General features: G+C 60.0%; 14 protein-coding genes. 10 read left to right on the top strand and 4 right to left on the bottom strand.

The window, feature by feature from the left end:
- The first annotated feature begins 5 nt into the window (after positions 1–5).
- The 4 genes from icmH to AC07OV_RS18410 are packed head-to-tail and all read left to right on the top strand — an operon-like array spanning position 6 to position 5,802.
- Positions 6–869 (top strand): type IVB secretion system protein IcmH/DotU, encoded by an 864-nt coding sequence (gene icmH, locus AC07OV_RS18425; protein ID WP_495092731.1) that lies wholly within the window; start codon positions 6–8, stop codon positions 867–869.
- A gap of 15 nt (positions 870–884) precedes the next feature.
- Entirely contained in the window at positions 885–4,265 is a 3,381-nt protein-coding gene (tssM, locus tag AC07OV_RS18420; RefSeq protein ID WP_494998072.1) for a type VI secretion system membrane subunit TssM, read from the top strand.
- Positions 4,262–4,975 (top strand): PP2C family protein-serine/threonine phosphatase, encoded by a 714-nt coding sequence (locus tag AC07OV_RS18415; RefSeq protein ID WP_495092730.1) that lies wholly within the window; start codon positions 4,262–4,264, stop codon positions 4,973–4,975. Before tssM ends, AC07OV_RS18415 begins: the two co-directional genes overlap by 4 nt.
- Positions 4,972–5,802 carry a serine/threonine-protein kinase gene (locus AC07OV_RS18410; RefSeq protein WP_495092729.1) on the top strand — a complete coding sequence of 277 codons (831 nt, stop codon included), beginning with the start codon at positions 4,972–4,974 and terminating at the stop codon, positions 5,800–5,802. The genes AC07OV_RS18415 and AC07OV_RS18410 overlap by 4 nt, the downstream gene beginning before the upstream one ends.
- Here AC07OV_RS18410 and AC07OV_RS18405 read toward each other — a convergent pair.
- Complete coding sequence (locus AC07OV_RS18405) at positions 5,795–6,127, bottom strand: DUF6388 family protein (RefSeq protein WP_494998070.1); 333 nt, start codon at positions 6,125–6,127, stop codon at positions 5,795–5,797. The two genes, AC07OV_RS18410 and AC07OV_RS18405, sit on opposite strands and share 8 nt — an antisense overlap.
- 268 nt (positions 6,128–6,395) lie before the next feature.
- Here AC07OV_RS18405 and AC07OV_RS18400 point away from each other — a divergent pair, with 268 nt between their 5' ends.
- Positions 6,396–8,468, top strand: coding sequence for a PTS sugar transporter subunit IIC/EAL domain-containing protein (locus tag AC07OV_RS18400; protein ID WP_495092728.1), 2,073 nt, complete (start codon positions 6,396–6,398; stop codon positions 8,466–8,468).
- Here AC07OV_RS18400 and AC07OV_RS18395 read toward each other — a convergent pair.
- Genes AC07OV_RS18395 through AC07OV_RS18385 form a run of 3 tightly spaced genes read right to left on the bottom strand, consistent with a single transcriptional unit; the run spans position 8,465 to position 11,754 of the window.
- Complete coding sequence (locus AC07OV_RS18395) at positions 8,465–9,313, bottom strand: metal-dependent hydrolase (RefSeq protein WP_494998068.1); 849 nt, start codon at positions 9,311–9,313, stop codon at positions 8,465–8,467. The two genes, AC07OV_RS18400 and AC07OV_RS18395, sit on opposite strands and share 4 nt — an antisense overlap.
- Positions 9,314–9,328: 15 nt before the next feature.
- Positions 9,329–10,219 carry an SDR family NAD(P)-dependent oxidoreductase gene (locus AC07OV_RS18390; RefSeq protein ID WP_495092727.1) on the bottom strand — a complete coding sequence of 297 codons (891 nt, stop codon included), beginning with the start codon at positions 10,217–10,219 and terminating at the stop codon, positions 9,329–9,331.
- Positions 10,216–11,754, bottom strand: coding sequence for a flavin-containing monooxygenase (locus AC07OV_RS18385; RefSeq protein WP_495092726.1), 1,539 nt, complete (start codon positions 11,752–11,754; stop codon positions 10,216–10,218). Before AC07OV_RS18385 ends, AC07OV_RS18390 begins: the two co-directional genes overlap by 4 nt.
- Positions 11,755–12,031: 277 nt before the next feature.
- Here AC07OV_RS18385 and AC07OV_RS18380 point away from each other — a divergent pair, with 277 nt between their 5' ends.
- The 5 genes from AC07OV_RS18380 (at position 12,032) to praB (AC07OV_RS18360) (ending at position 16,558) form a co-directional block, all read left to right on the top strand.
- Positions 12,032–13,030 (top strand): alpha/beta fold hydrolase, encoded by a 999-nt coding sequence (locus tag AC07OV_RS18380; RefSeq protein ID WP_494998065.1) that lies wholly within the window; start codon positions 12,032–12,034, stop codon positions 13,028–13,030.
- 318 nt (positions 13,031–13,348) lie between these two features.
- Complete coding sequence (locus AC07OV_RS18375; protein ID WP_495092725.1) at positions 13,349–14,629, top strand: alkane 1-monooxygenase; 1,281 nt, start codon at positions 13,349–13,351, stop codon at positions 14,627–14,629.
- Positions 14,630–14,761: 132 nt separating this feature from the next.
- Positions 14,762–15,256, top strand: coding sequence for an alkane oxidation protein activator PraA (gene praA, locus AC07OV_RS18370; protein WP_176995769.1), 495 nt, complete (start codon positions 14,762–14,764; stop codon positions 15,254–15,256).
- 136 nt (positions 15,257–15,392) lie between these two features.
- Entirely contained in the window at positions 15,393–15,899 is a 507-nt protein-coding gene (gene praB / locus AC07OV_RS18365) for an alkane oxidation protein activator PraB (RefSeq protein ID WP_495092724.1), read from the top strand.
- 140 nt (positions 15,900–16,039) lie between these two features.
- Positions 16,040–16,558 carry an alkane oxidation protein activator PraB gene (gene praB / locus AC07OV_RS18360; protein ID WP_494998062.1) on the top strand — a complete coding sequence of 173 codons (519 nt, stop codon included), beginning with the start codon at positions 16,040–16,042 and terminating at the stop codon, positions 16,556–16,558.
- Positions 16,559–16,660: the final 102 nt, after the last annotated feature.

Below are 16,660 nucleotides of genomic sequence, written 5' to 3'. Positions count from 1 at the left end.
TTACGATGAACAAGGACAATGAATACCCGCAGGACGAGAAAACCGTACTGCTGGACCGGGAAGGGCATGGCCCGGCACAGGGCCCCCTGACGGACTTCGTTTCGACGCCCCGGTTCGAGCAGTTGGAAGACCGGATGATCTATGCCGCGGCATTGCATGACGCACACCCTTTCAACGTGGGGCCCAGCACGCTGGTATCTGCCAGCTGGGAAGTTCTGTCGGAAGTGGTTCAGCTCAAGCTCGGTACCGGACGTGAAAATACGCAGCCCCTCAATGATCGCCTGGGTGCCTGCATCGCCCGTTTTGAAACGCGCGCCGCTCATGAAGGGGTGGAGAGCAGCCAGGTGAAGTACGCACGCTACGTGTTATGCAGCGTCCTGGATGAAGCCGTGGTCACCACGACCTGGGGCAATCACAGCGATTGGTCGAAGGTCAGTTTGCTGAGTCGGTTTCACAACGAGACCTTTGGTGGCGAAAAGTTTTTCCAGGTTCTGGATCGCCTTTCACGCGATCCGGTCAAGCATCTCGCCATGTTGGAGCTCATGTACCTGTGCCTGGCGCTCGGGTTCGAGGGCAAATACAGAGTGATGACCCGAGGCACAGAGCAGCTTGAGGCCGTGCGAGATGCCTTGTATCGCCAGATCAAGCACGTGCGCGGTGACCCGCCTCTTCTGAGGTTACCGCCTTCGGCGGGGAAGGCGCGGCGCAGGCGATGGCCTCTCGTCTCGGCCACCGGGTTCGCCGTGTTGGGTGTGTTCATGGTGTTGGCACTGTATTCGGCACTCACCTGGGTACTGGGACAACAGCGGGCCGATGTGCTGCAACGCTATCAATCTTCAGCGCCGGTTTTGACTCGGGCGACTATGTAACGCAGGGAGCATTCAATGAACGCATTCTTCAAGAGCGCGGGCACCGTGCTGCGCAAAATTTGGGTATGGAGCCTGTTACTGGTGCTGTCGCTGGCCTGTGTGGTCTGGTTCTTCGGGCCATTGCTGGCGGTGGATGACCACAGGTTCTGGGAAAGCCCGACGGCACGACTCTTGACCATCAGCGTGTTGTTTCTGCTGTGGGGTTTGACGATGGTCATCGTCAGTGCACGTCACACCGCACGGCTTGGCAAACCCGAACACCTGGCGCGCAGTCAGCATCAGGGGCTTATCGACAACGAGCGCAGGCACATGCGCGGGCGTTTCAAGGACGCGCTGCATACCCTGAAAACGACCGGGCATTATGCGGGGCGCAGCATACGCTGGCGTAACGACTTGCCTTGGTACCTGCTGATCGGCCAGCAGGGCAGTGGCAAGTCCAGCGTGCTGGCGGCCAGCGGGGTGCAACGGCCACTTGATCAGGCCGAGGGCACGCGCAAGCAGGGGACGGCCTACTGTGACTGGTATTTCGCTGAGCAGGGCGTGCTGGTCGAGACGGCAGGGCGTTACCTCGACCAACCAGACAGCGCGGTCGATGCTGCGGGTTGGGAGACACTGCTGGGCCTGTGCAAGGTTCGGCGCCGGACACGGCCGCTCAATGGTGTGATCGTGACCTTGTCGATTGAAACACTGCTGGGCAGCAACGAACATGACCTGAACCTGCATGCCCGACAGGTCCATTCCCGGCTGCAGGAAATCCAGCAGGCCTTGCAGGTGGATATGCCGATCTATCTGGTGCTGACCCACGCTGACCACCTGCCGGGGTTCTCCGAATTCTTTGATACGCCCTTGGGCGAGGGGGGGGACTGTGTTTGGGGGGAGCCGATCTCGCTCGACAAAGCCTGCGCCGACGCCGCCAAGGTCCGTCAGGCATTCGAGGCACTGCTGCGGCGCCTGAGCAGCGAACTGGTCACGCGTTTGCACCAGGAGCGCAGCGTGGAGCGACGTGCGCGGATGGTCGATTTTCCACAGCAGGTGGCGCAAATCGGTGAACGTTTGTGCCAATTCATCGAACTGGCGTTCTGCGCTCATCGTTTTCAGCGCATCAACGGCTTGCGCGGCTTCTACGTAACGAGCACCGCTGAGCGCCGCAGCTACTTTGTGCGTGGGCTCTTCAGCCGTGTGATTTTCGCCGAAGCGGATCTCGCGGGGCTGCAGGCTCCCGAACGTCGCCGTCAGCAAAGGCGCCAGGGCATGTTGGCGTTGGCGGTTGCCCTGGTGGTGGGTATCGCCGCAGGACTTTGGGGGCAGAGCTATTCAGTCAATCATCAACGACTTGCGCAGTTGACCTTGCTGGCAGAGCCCGTCTCGGCAGCACCCGGTTCGGATGAAACGCTTGCGCTGCTCCCCTTGCTGGACAATCGCCTGGCATCAACGCGGGTTTTCCCTCTCGCAGCAGACGCACGGCTGATAGAACGGGCCGGATTGTATCAAGGCGAGGTCGTGCGCGAGCCGCTGGTCAAGGCCTATGAAGCGGTGTTGCTGCAGCCTCTGTTGTCGCAAGTGACCAGCCTTCTTGAGGAGCAGGTGCGTGCGAGCCTGGGCGAGCGTGAACAGTTGCTGGACAACTTGCGTGCGTACCTGATGCTGAGCCTGCCTGCGCGCCGTGACACGGAGTGGCTTGCGCAGCGTGTCGCCAACCAGTGGTCTTTGCGCTATACCGGTGAAACGGCGGTACAGGGGCGCTTGAATGAACACCTCGGGCATTTGCTCGCGCAACCCTTTGTGGCACCGCTGGACGAAGATCTGGTCGCCCGTGCGCGACAGGCCCTTCGCGGCGAGTCACTGGCAGGTGTGGTCTATCGTGTCCTGCGCGAGCAGGCACGCGATCTGGAACCCTATCGCCTCACGGACGGCACCGTGTTTGCGGCGCTCGAACCGCCCATTCCGGGGTTCTATGGCAAACGGTACCTGCAGTATTTCGACAAACAAGGACCGCGGCTGGTCAATGCCATTGCCCAGGACAATTGGGTGTTGGGGGAGGCCACCGACCTCAGTGCAATGGACTTGCGTCGTTTAATGATGGAGTTGGAACAGCGCTATTTCAACGAGTACGCCGACGCCTGGGCCAGTGCGCTGGGCCGTATCCGGCTGCGCAGCACCGATGATCTCAAGCAGGGCAGCGAGCAGTTGTCGAACTTGACCTCGGCGCAGTCCCCGTTGCTGCTGATACTGCAGCAGATTCGTGAAAATACGCGCTTGCTGCCTGGCAACGATCGGTTGGAGGCTTTTGCCCAGGAGGCGAGTGGTGACCTCGGCGCCGTCATACAGTCGGCGAAAAGCAATGCACGGGTCAGCCAGTTGTTCGCGAAGGGGGGCGATGACACTGCGCGGCGTGCCGTACAGCGTCGATTCGAACCTTTGCATCAACTGCTCGACGAGCAACAGAGCCCCGGCAACGAATTGACCCAGGCGCTGCGCCAGCTCGACGCACTGCATTTGCAGCTGACAGCCCTGGACCGCGAGGGCACGCCCGAGCAAGCTGCGTTCCAACTGGCCAAGCGTCGCATGGAGGGGCAGCCGGATGCGTTGAGCCAGGTGCGCAATGTTGCGGCGCGCTTGCCGGTGCCACTCAAGGGGTGGTTCGAAGGTCTTGCCGACGACAACTGGCGCCATTTGCTTGATGACGCCTATGTGCATGTGAACCAGCGTTATCAGGGAGAGGTGTATGGCCTGTATGCCAAGGCGATTCGGCAGCGCTACCCCTTCAACGCCCATGCGGCCAGCGACGTGGCATTGAGTGATTTTCAGGATTTTTTCAAACCCCGGGGTGTTCTGGCGCGGTTCCACGACACTTACTTGAAGCCATTTGTCACTGCCGACTCTAGCCGTTACCACTTGCGTAGGCTGGAAGGCCGCAGCCTGCCGATGTCTCGCTCGTTGTTGGATCAGTTGAGCAAGGCACACACTGTGCGCCGCAGCTTCTTCAGCGAGGACCTGGGAGAGTGGTCGGTTCGTTTCACTCTGGCGTCCTATAGCCTGGACCAGGCGGTCAGTCGCTCGATCCTGCGTATCGGTGACCAGCAACTGGAGTACCGTCATGGTCCCATCGTGCCCTTGGCGTTTATTTGGCCGATCGAGGCTGAAAATGGCCGAAGCAGCCTGGTTCTAGAACGGGGGGCCGAGCAACCGCTGGGTATCGAGAAAAACAGCGGAGCCTGGTCGTTGTTTCGCTTCTTCGATTTGATGCAACGCGAACCTGCTCACGGGCGTGACACGCAGATACTCAAGGCCGACCTTGCCGGCTTGCGTGCCAACTACCTGTTGGTCAGCCAGCGTACGCCCAGCCCGTTCCAAATGGACACGTGGCGCACTTTCCGCTTGCCGGAGCAGTTATGAGCCTGCTCAAACGTGCCTGGCGCAGTGCTGCACGCAGCGAACAAGGTCAGGGACGGCTGCGCAATGAGGATGCGTTCCTTGAGAGCCCGCAAACCGGTTGTTGGGCTGTGGCGGATGGAATGGGCGGCCATCGGGCCGGGCATGTCGCCAGCCGGTCGGTGGTCGAGTGCCTTGCTGCACTGCCGGGCCAGGACAGTTTTGATCAGCGGATCGACGCCGTTCGCCAGTGTTTGCAGCAACTCAGCCGGCGCCTGGGCGCCCAAGGCGCGCATGAAACCATTGGCAGTACGGTGATTGTCTTGCTGCTGGATGACCACCGTGCTGCGTGCCTGTGGGCGGGGGACAGTCGCTGTTACCTGTGGCGGGGAAAGCGCCTGTATCAGCTGTCGCGGGACCACTCACGGCTTCGGCAGTTAATGGATGAGCAACACTTGAGCTTAGAGCAGGCCCAGGCCTATCCCGGTGCCAGGGCGTTGACCCGCGCTGTCGGTGCGCGGCACCTGCTTAATCTGGAAGTGTTGGAGCTCAGCGCCCGACCGGGTGATGTGTTTCTGTTATGCAGCGATGGGATTTACCAGGGCCTGAGCCATGCCGAACTCGGCAGCGCGTTAGGGCAAGGCGCGCCGCAGCAGGTGGTGGACCAGTTGTTCTCAGCCGCTTCTCGCGGGACCTGTCGCGATGACCTGACTGCCGTGGTGGTACGCTCATGAAACGGCCGGAGCTGCTGGCGGGGCGTTATCGTCTGGAACGCTTATTGGGTTCCGGCGGAATGGGGGTGGTGTACCGTGCGCGCGATCTGTTGCATGAACAGTTTGGCGAGCCGGATTCAACGTTGGCGCTCAAGGTGTTGGGCGAGCACCTTTCCCAGGTGCCTGATGCATCTGCGTTGCTCTACAGTGAATTTGCCCTGACGCGCAGGTTGCTGCACCCCCATGTCGTACGGGTGTTGTCGTTTGACGTCGACACCCACAATCACACGGCGTTTTTTACTATGGAGTTGATGCACGGGATCACCCTTGAGCAACTGCTGAAGGAATGCTCAAGCGGCCTGCCCTGGCAAGCCTTGCAACCGATCGCGGTGCAATTGCTTGAGGCGCTGGCCTATGTACATCGACAAGGTGTGCTCCATGGCGATGTGAAACCGGTAAATATCATGATGGGCGAACAGGGCGTGCGCTTGTTCGACTTTGGCCTCGGCCATTGCCAGGCTCAGATTGAGGCGGGGTTGCCGTGCTTGAGCCGCGAGCGCATCAACGCCTGTACCCCGGCCTACGCCGCCCCGGAGTTGCTGGCCGGCAATGCTTTGACGGCCAGCGCCGACCTGTATGGCGTCGCCTGTGTACTGTTCGAGCTGGCCCATGGCAAACGTCTGGGTGGGCGCCGCCCAACCGAGCGGCTGCCGAGGCCCTGGCAATTACCCAGGCATTGTTGGACCGCGTTGCGTTCGGCGTTGGCCCTGGACCCCGAGCGGCGAACCCTCAGTGTGGCGGAACTGGGGGAGGCCATGGCGGGGTCGGGGCGACGCTGGTTCAGGTAGCGGGCAGGTCATGCAATTGGCAGTACTCGGCCCAACTCAAACCGGCCATCTGGGCGACTTCCTTGTGCACTTCAAGGCGCTGGGATTCGAAGGCGTGCGGCGATTCTGCGGTGAGCTTGAGGGTCAGTTCCCAAGCGAACAACCCCTGGCTCTCGGCTTCAGCTTCAAAGGCTTCATGCAAGCGTTCGGCACGGTACTGCGCCAGGGTTTCGCCTTTGGCCTGGGCGGCCAAGGGGTTCAGTGAATCCAGTTCGGTGGCAACGTCTGGGTGCTCTATCAAGAATCTGTCGAGGGCCAGTTGGTGATTATCGCCGGGTTGGGACAAGGGCATGCTCCAGGTTGTGTGAAGGGCATCATTCAATGGCTGGATGATGCCGATTAAGGCTAGCCCACGGATAGCCCCGAATCACGAAATACAAAGAGTGGCAGTGCTTCGGCTGCCTCGTGTGCAAGCAAAAGAAGCACTGAATACTGAAAAAATGCCTGCAGTGCGGCAAAAGCCTTTCGCTCCCGGTGCCAGGACGTGTAGCGTTACCCAGGATTTACGGGGGGATGCCTCAAGAGGCACAGAGCGATGGGCAGAGGGATGGGTCATGGCGAAAACGCTGTTCAAACTGTTCCTGACTCAGCGCCTGGCGGCCTTGGCCAGCACGGAGTCGCTGCGCGCTATCCGTGAAGGGCTGCTGTGGATCTTGCCTTGCCTGTTGGTATCGGCGGGTTTTCTGATCCTGTCCGAGTGCGCCAAGGTGCTGGGGTTTGACCCGCAGGTGGTGGCGTTCCTGGCCGGGTTGCACAACCAGATCAGCTCGGTGATTCCGCTGCTGGTAGCGGCTTCGATTGGCTACATGCTCGCGATCCAATACCGCTTGCCGCAGTTACCGGTCGCCTTTCTGTGCCTGGCCCATGTGGTGGTCGCCACCTTTGTATTGCGTGAATACCCCCGGGCCTCGGCCACCTTTGTATTGTTTATTGCGATTGCCTCGCCGCTGATCAATGTGCCGGCGGTTGCCTGGTTGCACCACTTTCGCTGGACCCGCCTGGTCAACGAGGACCTGGTGGGGCACAACTTGCGAGGCACCATCAACATGGTGGTGCCGGGTGCGATCACCGCGCTGTGCCTGGTGATGGTGTTGTCGTTGCTGCTGCAGATTCCGTATGTGGCACAACTGCAGGGGCCGCAGGTGCTTGATGCGCTGCAAGCGCCCTATGGCAGTGGTTTGTTCGTGACCCTGATGAACTCGCTGCTGTGGTTTTTCGGCATCCACGGCGTGTATGCCATGCAGCCGTTGTTCGATGTGCTGGACCAGGCCGTGGTGCTCAATGGCGCGTCGTTGGCGGCGGGCGAACCGATCAAATACCTGCTCAACAGTGGCTTGCTCGGGTGTTTCGCGTTTATCGGCGGCTCAGGCGGTGCGTTGTGCCTGTTGCTGGCGATCCTGCTGTTTTCAAAGAGCCAGTCCATGCGACTGATGGCGATGGCCAGCCTGCCGCTATCGTTATTCAACGTCAGCGAGGTGCTGCTGTTTGGCTTGCCGATCATCCTCAACCCGCGGTTGTTCATTCCGTTTCTGTTGGTGCCGGCGATCAACGCCATGCTGGCGCTGACGGTGGTGCAGCTGGGCTGGGTGTCGCCTGCGGTGGCGAGTGTGCCGTTCACGGCGCCGGTACTGCTCAACGCGTATTTGAGCACCCACGGGGACGTGGCAGCGGTAGTGCTGCAAGTGGCGCTCCTGGGCGTCGGCACGTTGGTTTACGCCCCCTACGTTAGAGCGATTCACCGCCAATCCACCGAGGGCGGCACGGTGTACCTCAAGTCCCTGGACATGACCTTTCGCGGTCTCGAAGAGAAAGGTCGCCTGCTGGAAATGGACCCGGTGCTGGCGTCCCACAAGACCTTGGCCCGTCAAGCGGTGGAACTGAGCCGCATCCAGCAGATCAGCGACTACGAGTTCTATCTCGAATTCCAACCCCAGGTCTCCACGCGCACGGGCTTGTGCACCGGCTGCGAAGCATTGATGCGCGCCCGTGACAGCCAGGGCAAGGTGCATTCGCCCTGGGAGTTCCTGCAATGGTTGGCTCAGGCACGGTTGATGCCCGACGTGGATGTGTGGGTAGCGTCCCAGGCCGTGCGCCAATACCAGAAGTGGCAGAAAATCGGCTTCGCCTTGCCGATGACCATCAATATTTCCAGCGCCACCCTGACGGACGCCGCCTATGGGGATCGCCTGGTGGAAATCCTCACCCAGGCCCATGGTCAGGTGTCGGTGGAAATCACCGAAGATGCCCTGGTCAGTGACATCCAGGTCACGCGCCGGACTATCCAGAAGCTGCAGGCGATCGGCGCCAAGGTGTATATCGACGACTTTGGCACCGGGTTCTCCGCCTTGAGCTACTTGCACCAGTTTCCGGTGGACTTCATCAAGATCGACCGCAGCTTTGTGGTGGCCCAGCACGACCCCAAGGGCGCCCAGGTACTCACCGGCATGCTGCGCTTCTGTGAGGCGCTGAACCTGGGCGTAGTGGTCGAAGGCGTGGAGACAGCCGAGCAGTTGGCGTTCCTCAATACCGGCACCGAACTGTTTATCCAGGGCTGGTATTTCAGCAAGGCACTGCCCGGCGATCAGTTGCAGGGGTTCGTACGTGCGCGCGCGGCGGCGCAGGTCTAAGCCTGAGCCGCCGCGTAGTCGCGCCGGGTTTGTTCGATCTCTTCGACCAGCCCATCGATGCGCGCCAGGCGTGCGCGGTTGTCGTGGTCCCAAGGGTGAAAGCCTGGTTTGAAGTAGTGCAGCCAGGGGCGCAGCATGCGCGGGAACACGCCTTTGGGGCCATACAGGAACTTGAACATGCGCCAGAAGCCCTGCAGAAACCCGACCGATTTGCGGTCGGCAATCAACAGGCGCACGTGAAAGTCGAACACCACCAGCCAGAAGAACACCGTGGTGGTCAGCATGGTGCCGGTGCGCAGCAGATAGCGCTTTGGCCCGGGCGCGATCACCGTGTTCCACACATCGAAGGCCACGGCTTTGTGTTCGGTTTCTTCGAGGGCATGCCAGTACCACATTTGCTGGTAACCCTTGAGTGAATCGCCGAACCGCGACGGGTCGCTGAGCAGGATTTCCGCGAGCATCGCGGTGTAGTGCTCAAGGGCGATGGTCACCGCCAGGTTGAACGACGGCGGCAAGTGTTTTTTCTGCAGGTCGAGGATGAACTTGAGGCGCCGGTCCAGGGTGTGCGCCGGCAGGCCCGCCGTTTGCAGCAGGTCGTTATAGGCCACGTGTTCGCGGCTGTGCATGGCCTCCTGGCCGATGAAACCCTGAATCTCCTTTTTCAACTGCGGGTCGTCGATGCGCTGGCGGTAGTGGCGCACGCTGTCCATGAAAAACAGCTCGCCCTGGGGAAACAACAGTGACAAGGCGTTGAAGAAATGCGTGATGAACGGGCCCTGTTCGTGCCAGTTCTTGATGCGCTCGGCGGGCAAGGCAAAACGAATATCGCGACGGATCGGCAGCATGGTGCGTGCTCCTGTTCAGAGACGGGTTTCGTCGTTGGTTTCAAACACCGGCGTGCGTTGTTTGGGGGCCATGCGCTTGCTGGCGAACACCACCAGGGCTTGATACGCAGCGGGCAGGCAACGGGCGAGCAGGTCGAGGAAATAGGCATCGCGGCCGATCAGTATGCGGCGCTTGTTTTTGCGCACGCCTTGCAGGATGACCTTGGCGGCTCTGTCGGCATCGGTGATGAACAGCTTTTCGAAGTCGGCGCGGGCCTGTTGCTCGCTGTGGATCAGGAAGCCCGTCATGTTCGCGTCGATACGGCTGCTGCGACAGATATCGGTGCGGATGCCACCGGGGTGTACGCAGGTGGCCGAGACACCGCTGCGTTGCAGGTCGAGTTCCTGGCGCAGGGATTCGGTGAAGCCGCGCACCGCAAATTTGGTGGCGTTGTAGCCGCTCATGCCCGGTTGGGCGAACAAACCGAACACGCTGGAGGTGTTGACCACATGGCCTTCGCCACTGGCTTTAAGGTACGGCAGGAACGCCTTGGTGCCATGCACCACGCCCCAGAAGTTGATGCCGACGATCCATTCAAGGTCGGCGTAGTCCACACCTTCCACGGTGCTCGACAGCGCCACGCCCGCGTTGTTGAAGATCAGGTTGACGCGGCCGTGGTCGGCCACGCAGCGGGCGGCCCACGCTTCCATGGCCTGGCGGTCGGACACATCGAGCACCTGGGTGGTGATGGAGACGGGCGACAGCGTCGAGGTCTTGATCAAGGCGAGTGTCTGCTCCAGCCCCTGGCTATTCTTGTCGGCCAGGGCCAGGTGGCAACCTTCGCGCGCGAGGGCCAATGCCAAGGCGCGGCCCATGCCGGACGCCGCACCGGTAATCGCCGCCACGCGGCCGTTGAATGACTTCATGACAGGCTGCCTTCTGTGGTGGAGTGGGGCGCAGGGGCAGGACGTGGGGCTGGGCTGGCGGGTAGCAGGTCTGCCACATAGTCCTTGAGCGCGAACTGCCGGGTGACCTGTTTGAAGCGCCAGGTGGAGCCGGGCCACAAGGTGGTGTTCTTGCCGGTGCGCGGGTCGAGGTACCAGCTCTGGCAACCACCGGTGTTCCAGATGGTGCGCTTGAGTTTGTCTTGCAGTTGCTGGTTATAAGCCAGCTCGACGGCAGGCTTGACGTCCACGGTGGCGATGCGGTGCCGTTGCATCTGCTGCAGTGCATCGAGGATGTAGGTGACCTGGGCTTCGATCATCAGGATCATCGAGTTGTGCCCAAGGCCCGTGTTGGGGCCGACGATCAGGAACAGGTTCGGGTACCCCGGCACCGTGGTGCCTTTATAGGCATGGGCACCGTCGTGCCAGGTGTCCATCAGGTCGATACCGTCGCGCCCGATGATGCAGTCCCGGGGCAGTGGGTCAGTGGCCTGGAAGCCGGTGCCGAAGATCAGGCAATCGGCCGGATGTTTGATGCCATCGGCGGTAATCACGCCGTCGGCTTCGATGCGCAGCACCTTGTCGGTCACCACCTCCACATTGCTGCGCGAAAGGGCCGGGTAATAGTCGTTGGAGATCAGCACGCGCTTGCAACCGATGGTGTAGTCCGGCGTCAGGGTCTTGCGCAGGGAAGGGCGGGCCACCTGTTTATGCAGATGGCGTTGGGCAATCTTCTGCACCATTTTCATCAGGCGCGGGTGCAAGGCAAAGCCCACCACACGGCCTTCCAACGCCCAATAGAAAGCGCCGCGTACCAGGCGCTGGGTGAAGGGCAGGTGCTTGAAGGCCCAGCGTTCAAAGGGCGAAATCGGCCGGTCGGGCTTGGGCATGATCCACGGCGGCGTGCGCTGGAACAGGTCCAGGTGGGCCACCTGCGGTGCAATCTGCGGCACGAATTGAATGGCGCTGGCGCCGGTGCCGATCACCGCCACGCGTTTGCCTTTCAACGAATAGTCATGGTCCCACTGCTGGGAGTGGAAGCGCTTGCCCTTGAAGCTGTCGAGCCCCGGGATGTCCGGCAGTGCCGGGCGCGACAGCCCGCCCATTCCCGACACCAACACCCGCGCACTCACCTGGCGACCATTGCTGAAGGTCAGTTGCCAGCGCTGTTGTACCTCATCGAACACCGCGCGCTGCAAGTCCATGCCGAAGCGCAGGAAGGGCGCGAGCCCGAAATGCGCTGCGCATTGCTCAAGGTAGGCGCGGATCTCCGCCTGCGGCGCGAATTGCCGCGTCCAGTTGGGGTTGGGCGCAAACGAAAACGAATACACGTGGGATTGCACGTCGCAGGCACAACCCGGGTAGTGGTTGTCCCGCCAGGTGCCGCCGAGGCTGTCGGCTTGCTCGGCGATGAAGAAGTCGGTGAGGCCGGCTTCCTTGAGTTTGATCGCCATGCACAGGCCGGCAAAGCCTGAGCCGATGATAGCGATGTCGATTGAATCACTGTGGGCATTCATAGGCTGTCCTTCGTGGGCATCAGATGTGCTCCTGTTTTTTGTTTTGTCTTTTAGATAGAACACCATTGCAAAGGAAAATTGAATTATTTATTTTAAAAAAGATTTTAAATAATCTACCTGAAAATATCGCCTACGCTAGGACCTTGTTCCGCATGTGCGACTTGTCCGACGGACGAGCACGGTATGCATGAAGTTTAGGTCCAGGGTGTGGACGATGGCTGAGGCCTTGATCAATTCCGGTCAGGTCGCCAGCAGCAGGGAAGCAGAGGACCGAGCTATGGCTGTTGAATGGGTTATTGCTGCGGCTGTGTTGATAGGCGCGAGCGCCGTGTTGTGGGGCTTCAGTGCCTGGATGACACGGCGTATCGAAGCGGCTGTTGCGATCAACGGGCGTTTCGTCGAGGTCGATGGCGAGCGCTTTCATTATGTAGAAGAGGGCAAGGGCCCACCGCTGGTGATGATTCACGGGCTGATGGGCAGCAGTCGCAACCTGACGTATGCCTTGTCTGGCCAATTGCGTGAGCACTTTCGGGTGATCACGCTGGATCGTCCGGGCTCCGGCTATTCCACCCGGCACGCTGGCACGGCGTCAGACTTGCCAGGCCAGGCCCGACAAATCGCGGCGTTTATCAAGACACTGGACCTGGATAAGCCGCTGGTACTCGGGCATTCCCTCGGCGGCGCGATTTCCCTGGCGCTGGCCCTTGATCATCCGCATGCCGTGTCCGGGTTGATTTTGGTGGCACCGCTGACTCACCCCCAACGCATGCTGCCGCTGGTGTTCCTGTCGCTGGCGGTACGCCCGGCCTGGTTGCGGCGCTGGATGTCCCACACCTTGACCATGCCGGTTGGTCTGCTGACCAAAGGCTCAGTGGTCAAGGGCGTGTTCGCTCCCGATGCTGCACCTCCCGACTTTGCCACCCGTGGTGGCGGGCTGCTCGGTATGCGGCCTGACAACTTCTATGCCGCCTCCACCGAGATCAACCAGGTCAACGACCACCTGCCCGACATGGTCAAGCGCTACCCGCAACTGACCCTGCCGATCGGGCTGATCTATGGCGCCAAAGACCGCGTGCTGGACTTCCAGAAGCACGGTCAGGCCCTGGCCAGCAAGGTGCCGGGGTTGAAGCTGCAGGTGGTGGAAGGGCGCGGGCACATGCTGCCGATCACCGCCACAGAGCGCGTAGCCGCGCTGGTGGAGCAGGTGGCCAAGCGTGTTCGACCGCCTGAAAGCGCCACGGTGTTGCACCCGCCATTTGCCTTGGCGAGTAAATAATTTTGTTGTCCGGTTCGCGGTTCAACGGCGTCGATGCCTGCTTTAGACACCTGACCAAACGGCTGAAAAAGAGACTGCTCGGTCACGTAAAAAAGGCTCCGAAAAACTAGTTGACGACCTAACGATTCCGCGCTATTTATTTAAAAAAATTATTTCAATGTCTTATTTGAAACAATTTTTGAAATGCCTAAGAGCGAATAAAATAATGAAAAAAACGTCTTTTATCGCATGGTTGATTTCTCGGGGCAGTCAGCGCTCCGTGTACCTGTTTACCGCTCACATTCGTTCCCTGCCAGCCCGCTGCGTACGGTGGCTGCCATGAACCAGACCCTGGCTGCACCGCACGTCTGGACCGACGGCAAACGTCACCTCTGGTGGCTTGGCATCATGCCCCTGGCAACTCCATTACTTTCCGGCTCCCTGGCGATTACCACGGGTGTACAGCAATTGTGGTGGGTCGGCGTATTGGTGATCTTCGGCTTGATCCCCTTGATCGACGGCCTGCTGGGCGAAGACGTCAGCAACCCGTCCGAGTCCGCTGTCAGCAACCTCGAATCCCAACGCTACTATCGCTGGATCGTCTACACCGGTGTGCTGTTCGTTATCTCTTCGGTAGTGATCACCGGCTGGTTGGCGGCAGGGGGCATCGACTGGATCATCAACGGTGGCCTGCTGCACGCCACGGCTGCGCTTGATCCTTCCAGCTGGCTGGCGAAAACCGCCGCGTTCATCACCGCCCGCACCGAATTGCACGGCGAAATCAGCTGGTTTACCTACCTGGGTATGGCCATGTCCACCGGGGCCGCCACCGGGATTGCCATCAACACCGCCCATGAGCTGGGGCACAAGCCCAATCCCCTGGAAGTGTTCCTGGCCAAGGTCACCCTGGCGCCTACGTTCTACGGGCACTTCTACACCGAACATAACCGCGGTCACCATGTACGTGTGGCCACGCCGGAAGACCCTGCCAGCTCGCGCCTGGGTGAAAGCTTCTGGGCCTTCCTGCCACGCTCGGTATGGTTCAGCGCACGCTCGGCCTGGAACCTGGAGCGCGAACGCCTGCGCAAACTCGGACTGCCGGCCCTGCACTGGAAGAACGCCGTGCTCAGCGCCTGGATGTACAGCGTGGTGTTGTGGGGCGCGATGATCATGTGGTTGGGGATGGCGGTGATTCCGTTCCTGATCATCCAGGGCATCTACGGTTTCTCGCTGCTGGAAGTGGTCAACTATGTGGAGCACTACGGCCTCAAGCGTCAGAAGTTGCCCAACGGTCGTTATGAACGTTGCTCGCCACGGCACTCCTGGAACAGCAACCGTATTGTCACCAATATCTTCTTGTTCCAACTGCAGCGGCACTCTGATCACCATGCAAACCCCACGCGCAGTTATCAGTCGCTGCGCCACTTTGATGAGTCGCCGCAACTGCCGTATGGCTACGCGAGCATGATTGTGTGGGCCTATGTACCGTACTTGTGGCGACGTCGCATGGACCATCGGGTGCTTAATCACTATGCCGGCGATATCACCCTGACCAATCTTCAGCCGTCACAACGTTTGAAGTACCTGGAGAAGTACAGCAACAGCGCCAGGCCGTTTTGATGTGAATGGACATGTTGTGGGCGTACTCGGGGTCTGTGTACCGCGCAGGTCCTCTACGCCCAAGCTTTACCGGTTTCGTGGCAAAAAGTTGTTTGACCCTACAACAATAATTTCAAGGGAAGGACGTACACCATGCAAAACCCTGCCAAGTTCACCACGCACATTGTATTGGCCGCCCTGGGCCTGATCGTTTACCACCAGGCCCAGGCTGCCCGTATCGAACCGGCCGGCAGTGCCTTCACGGCCCAGGGGCCGATCAGCTTTTCCAAGGGCGCCCTGATCAGCGCCGACTGCACCATCAAGGTGGCCGGCAAAGTGGCGGCCGATGGCTCATCGGTCAATGTCGACAAAGTTGAATTCGACGGAGGCCTCAAGTGCAGCCGGGTCGAAGCCACCAACTTGCCGTGGATATTAGTAGCCAAAGATACCAAGAGCGGCTCCATGTCGAAGATCAGCGTAGATGTTCACGCCTTCGGCCTGGGCGGCAAGTGCGGTCCTTCTACGGCCGACGGTACGTGGGATAACGCCACCGGCAAATTGGAAGCCGCCAATGTACCGATTGGCGAAGACTGCAAGATCAAGACGGTGTCGATCAAGATGCCGCCTAACTTCAAAGTTGTCGAATAAGACTGTCCGACTGTTGTAAGCGGTAATTGAATTGAGATTTGGCTGGAAAGGGAAGTTCTGCAGTTTCACCGTGACCTCTCGATCATGGCCATTACCCCTGGCGAAATGAATTCGCCATAACATGTGAGGAAAAACAATGAAAAGCTTGAAAACTCTCGTGTCGTTGACTGCTTTGGCTGTTTGCATGGGCGCTGCTTCCATGGCCTCAGCACAAACTTTCAGCCCCGCTAACCAGTCGTTCACGACTAACTCGGGTGGCACGATTACAGTCAAGTCACCTTCTTCATTTGGTGCAGCGGTAACTTGTAATATCTCGTTCACCGGTAAAGTGCGTGCCGATGGTTCGGCGGCAGATATTACTGCTGCTACTGTCAGCGGCTCTAACCAACTCTGCTCCCTGCCTCACCTGACCAACCTGCCATGGGTGCTGTCGCCAGCCGGCACCGTGACCAATGTGGGTTACACCATTGCAGCCATTCCGCCACTGATCCCTGCCACCAACTGCGGTCCATCCACTATTGCCGTGGCGCTGTCCAACGTGACCGGTGGCGCAGCACTGAGCGCTACCAACCAACCGCTCTCGGGTAGCTGCACCGTGGTGACCCTGAGTGTCACCGCTCCAGGCGTCAGCATCGTTCCTTGATAGACGTACTCCGTAAAAAGGGCTGATCACCCGTTGCAGGGCAGGCGCCTCTGATGAGGCGCCTGTTTACGGCAGATAGGTTGGGCCTACGAGCTGAGGCTCCTGGCGAAATGAATCGCCATGAATGTGAGGAAGGAATAATGAAGCGCTTGAATGCCTTCGTTTTTATCGGCTCATTGGCGCTGTGCTTCGGTACTGCATCGATGGCCCATGCTGGAGTTTTCAGCCCTGGGGGAGTGGCATTTACCTCCAGTCCGGGCGGCACCGTTACGATCAAATCGCCCAGTACGTTTGGTGCGCCGATTACCTGCAATATTCAATTGTCCGGCCTGGTGCGCGGTGATGGTTCAGCTGCCGACGTTCTCAGCGCAACCCTTTCGGGCAGCAATGCTTTGTGCAGGCTGCCAACCCTGAATAACTTGCCTTGGGTGCTGACGCCTCCCGCTTCATCGGGTGGCACCGGAGGCCTGGCTAACGTGGGTTACACCATTGCGGCCAGTTCTCTTCCTGCTACGAATTGCGGCCCTTCATCGATTGTCGGTGTGTTGGCCAATGGCGCAGGCGGCGTTGAGCTCTCTGCAGCGAACCAGCCGCTTTCCGGCTTTTGCACGGTGGTTTCGCTGAGTGCTCATATTCCCAACATCATCATTGTTCCTTGAGGTGCGTGTCGCACGGTAAGGAGTGTTTTTGCCTTTTAAAAGGCAAGCCAAGTCGCAAGACGAGCCGGCTGGGGCCGGTTCAGTGAGATAACAATAAGGAGT

It is taken from the genome of Pseudomonas sp. GW821-FHT09A09 (assembly GCF_059418405.1).
This window is presented reverse-complemented; position numbering and strand designations above follow the sequence as displayed.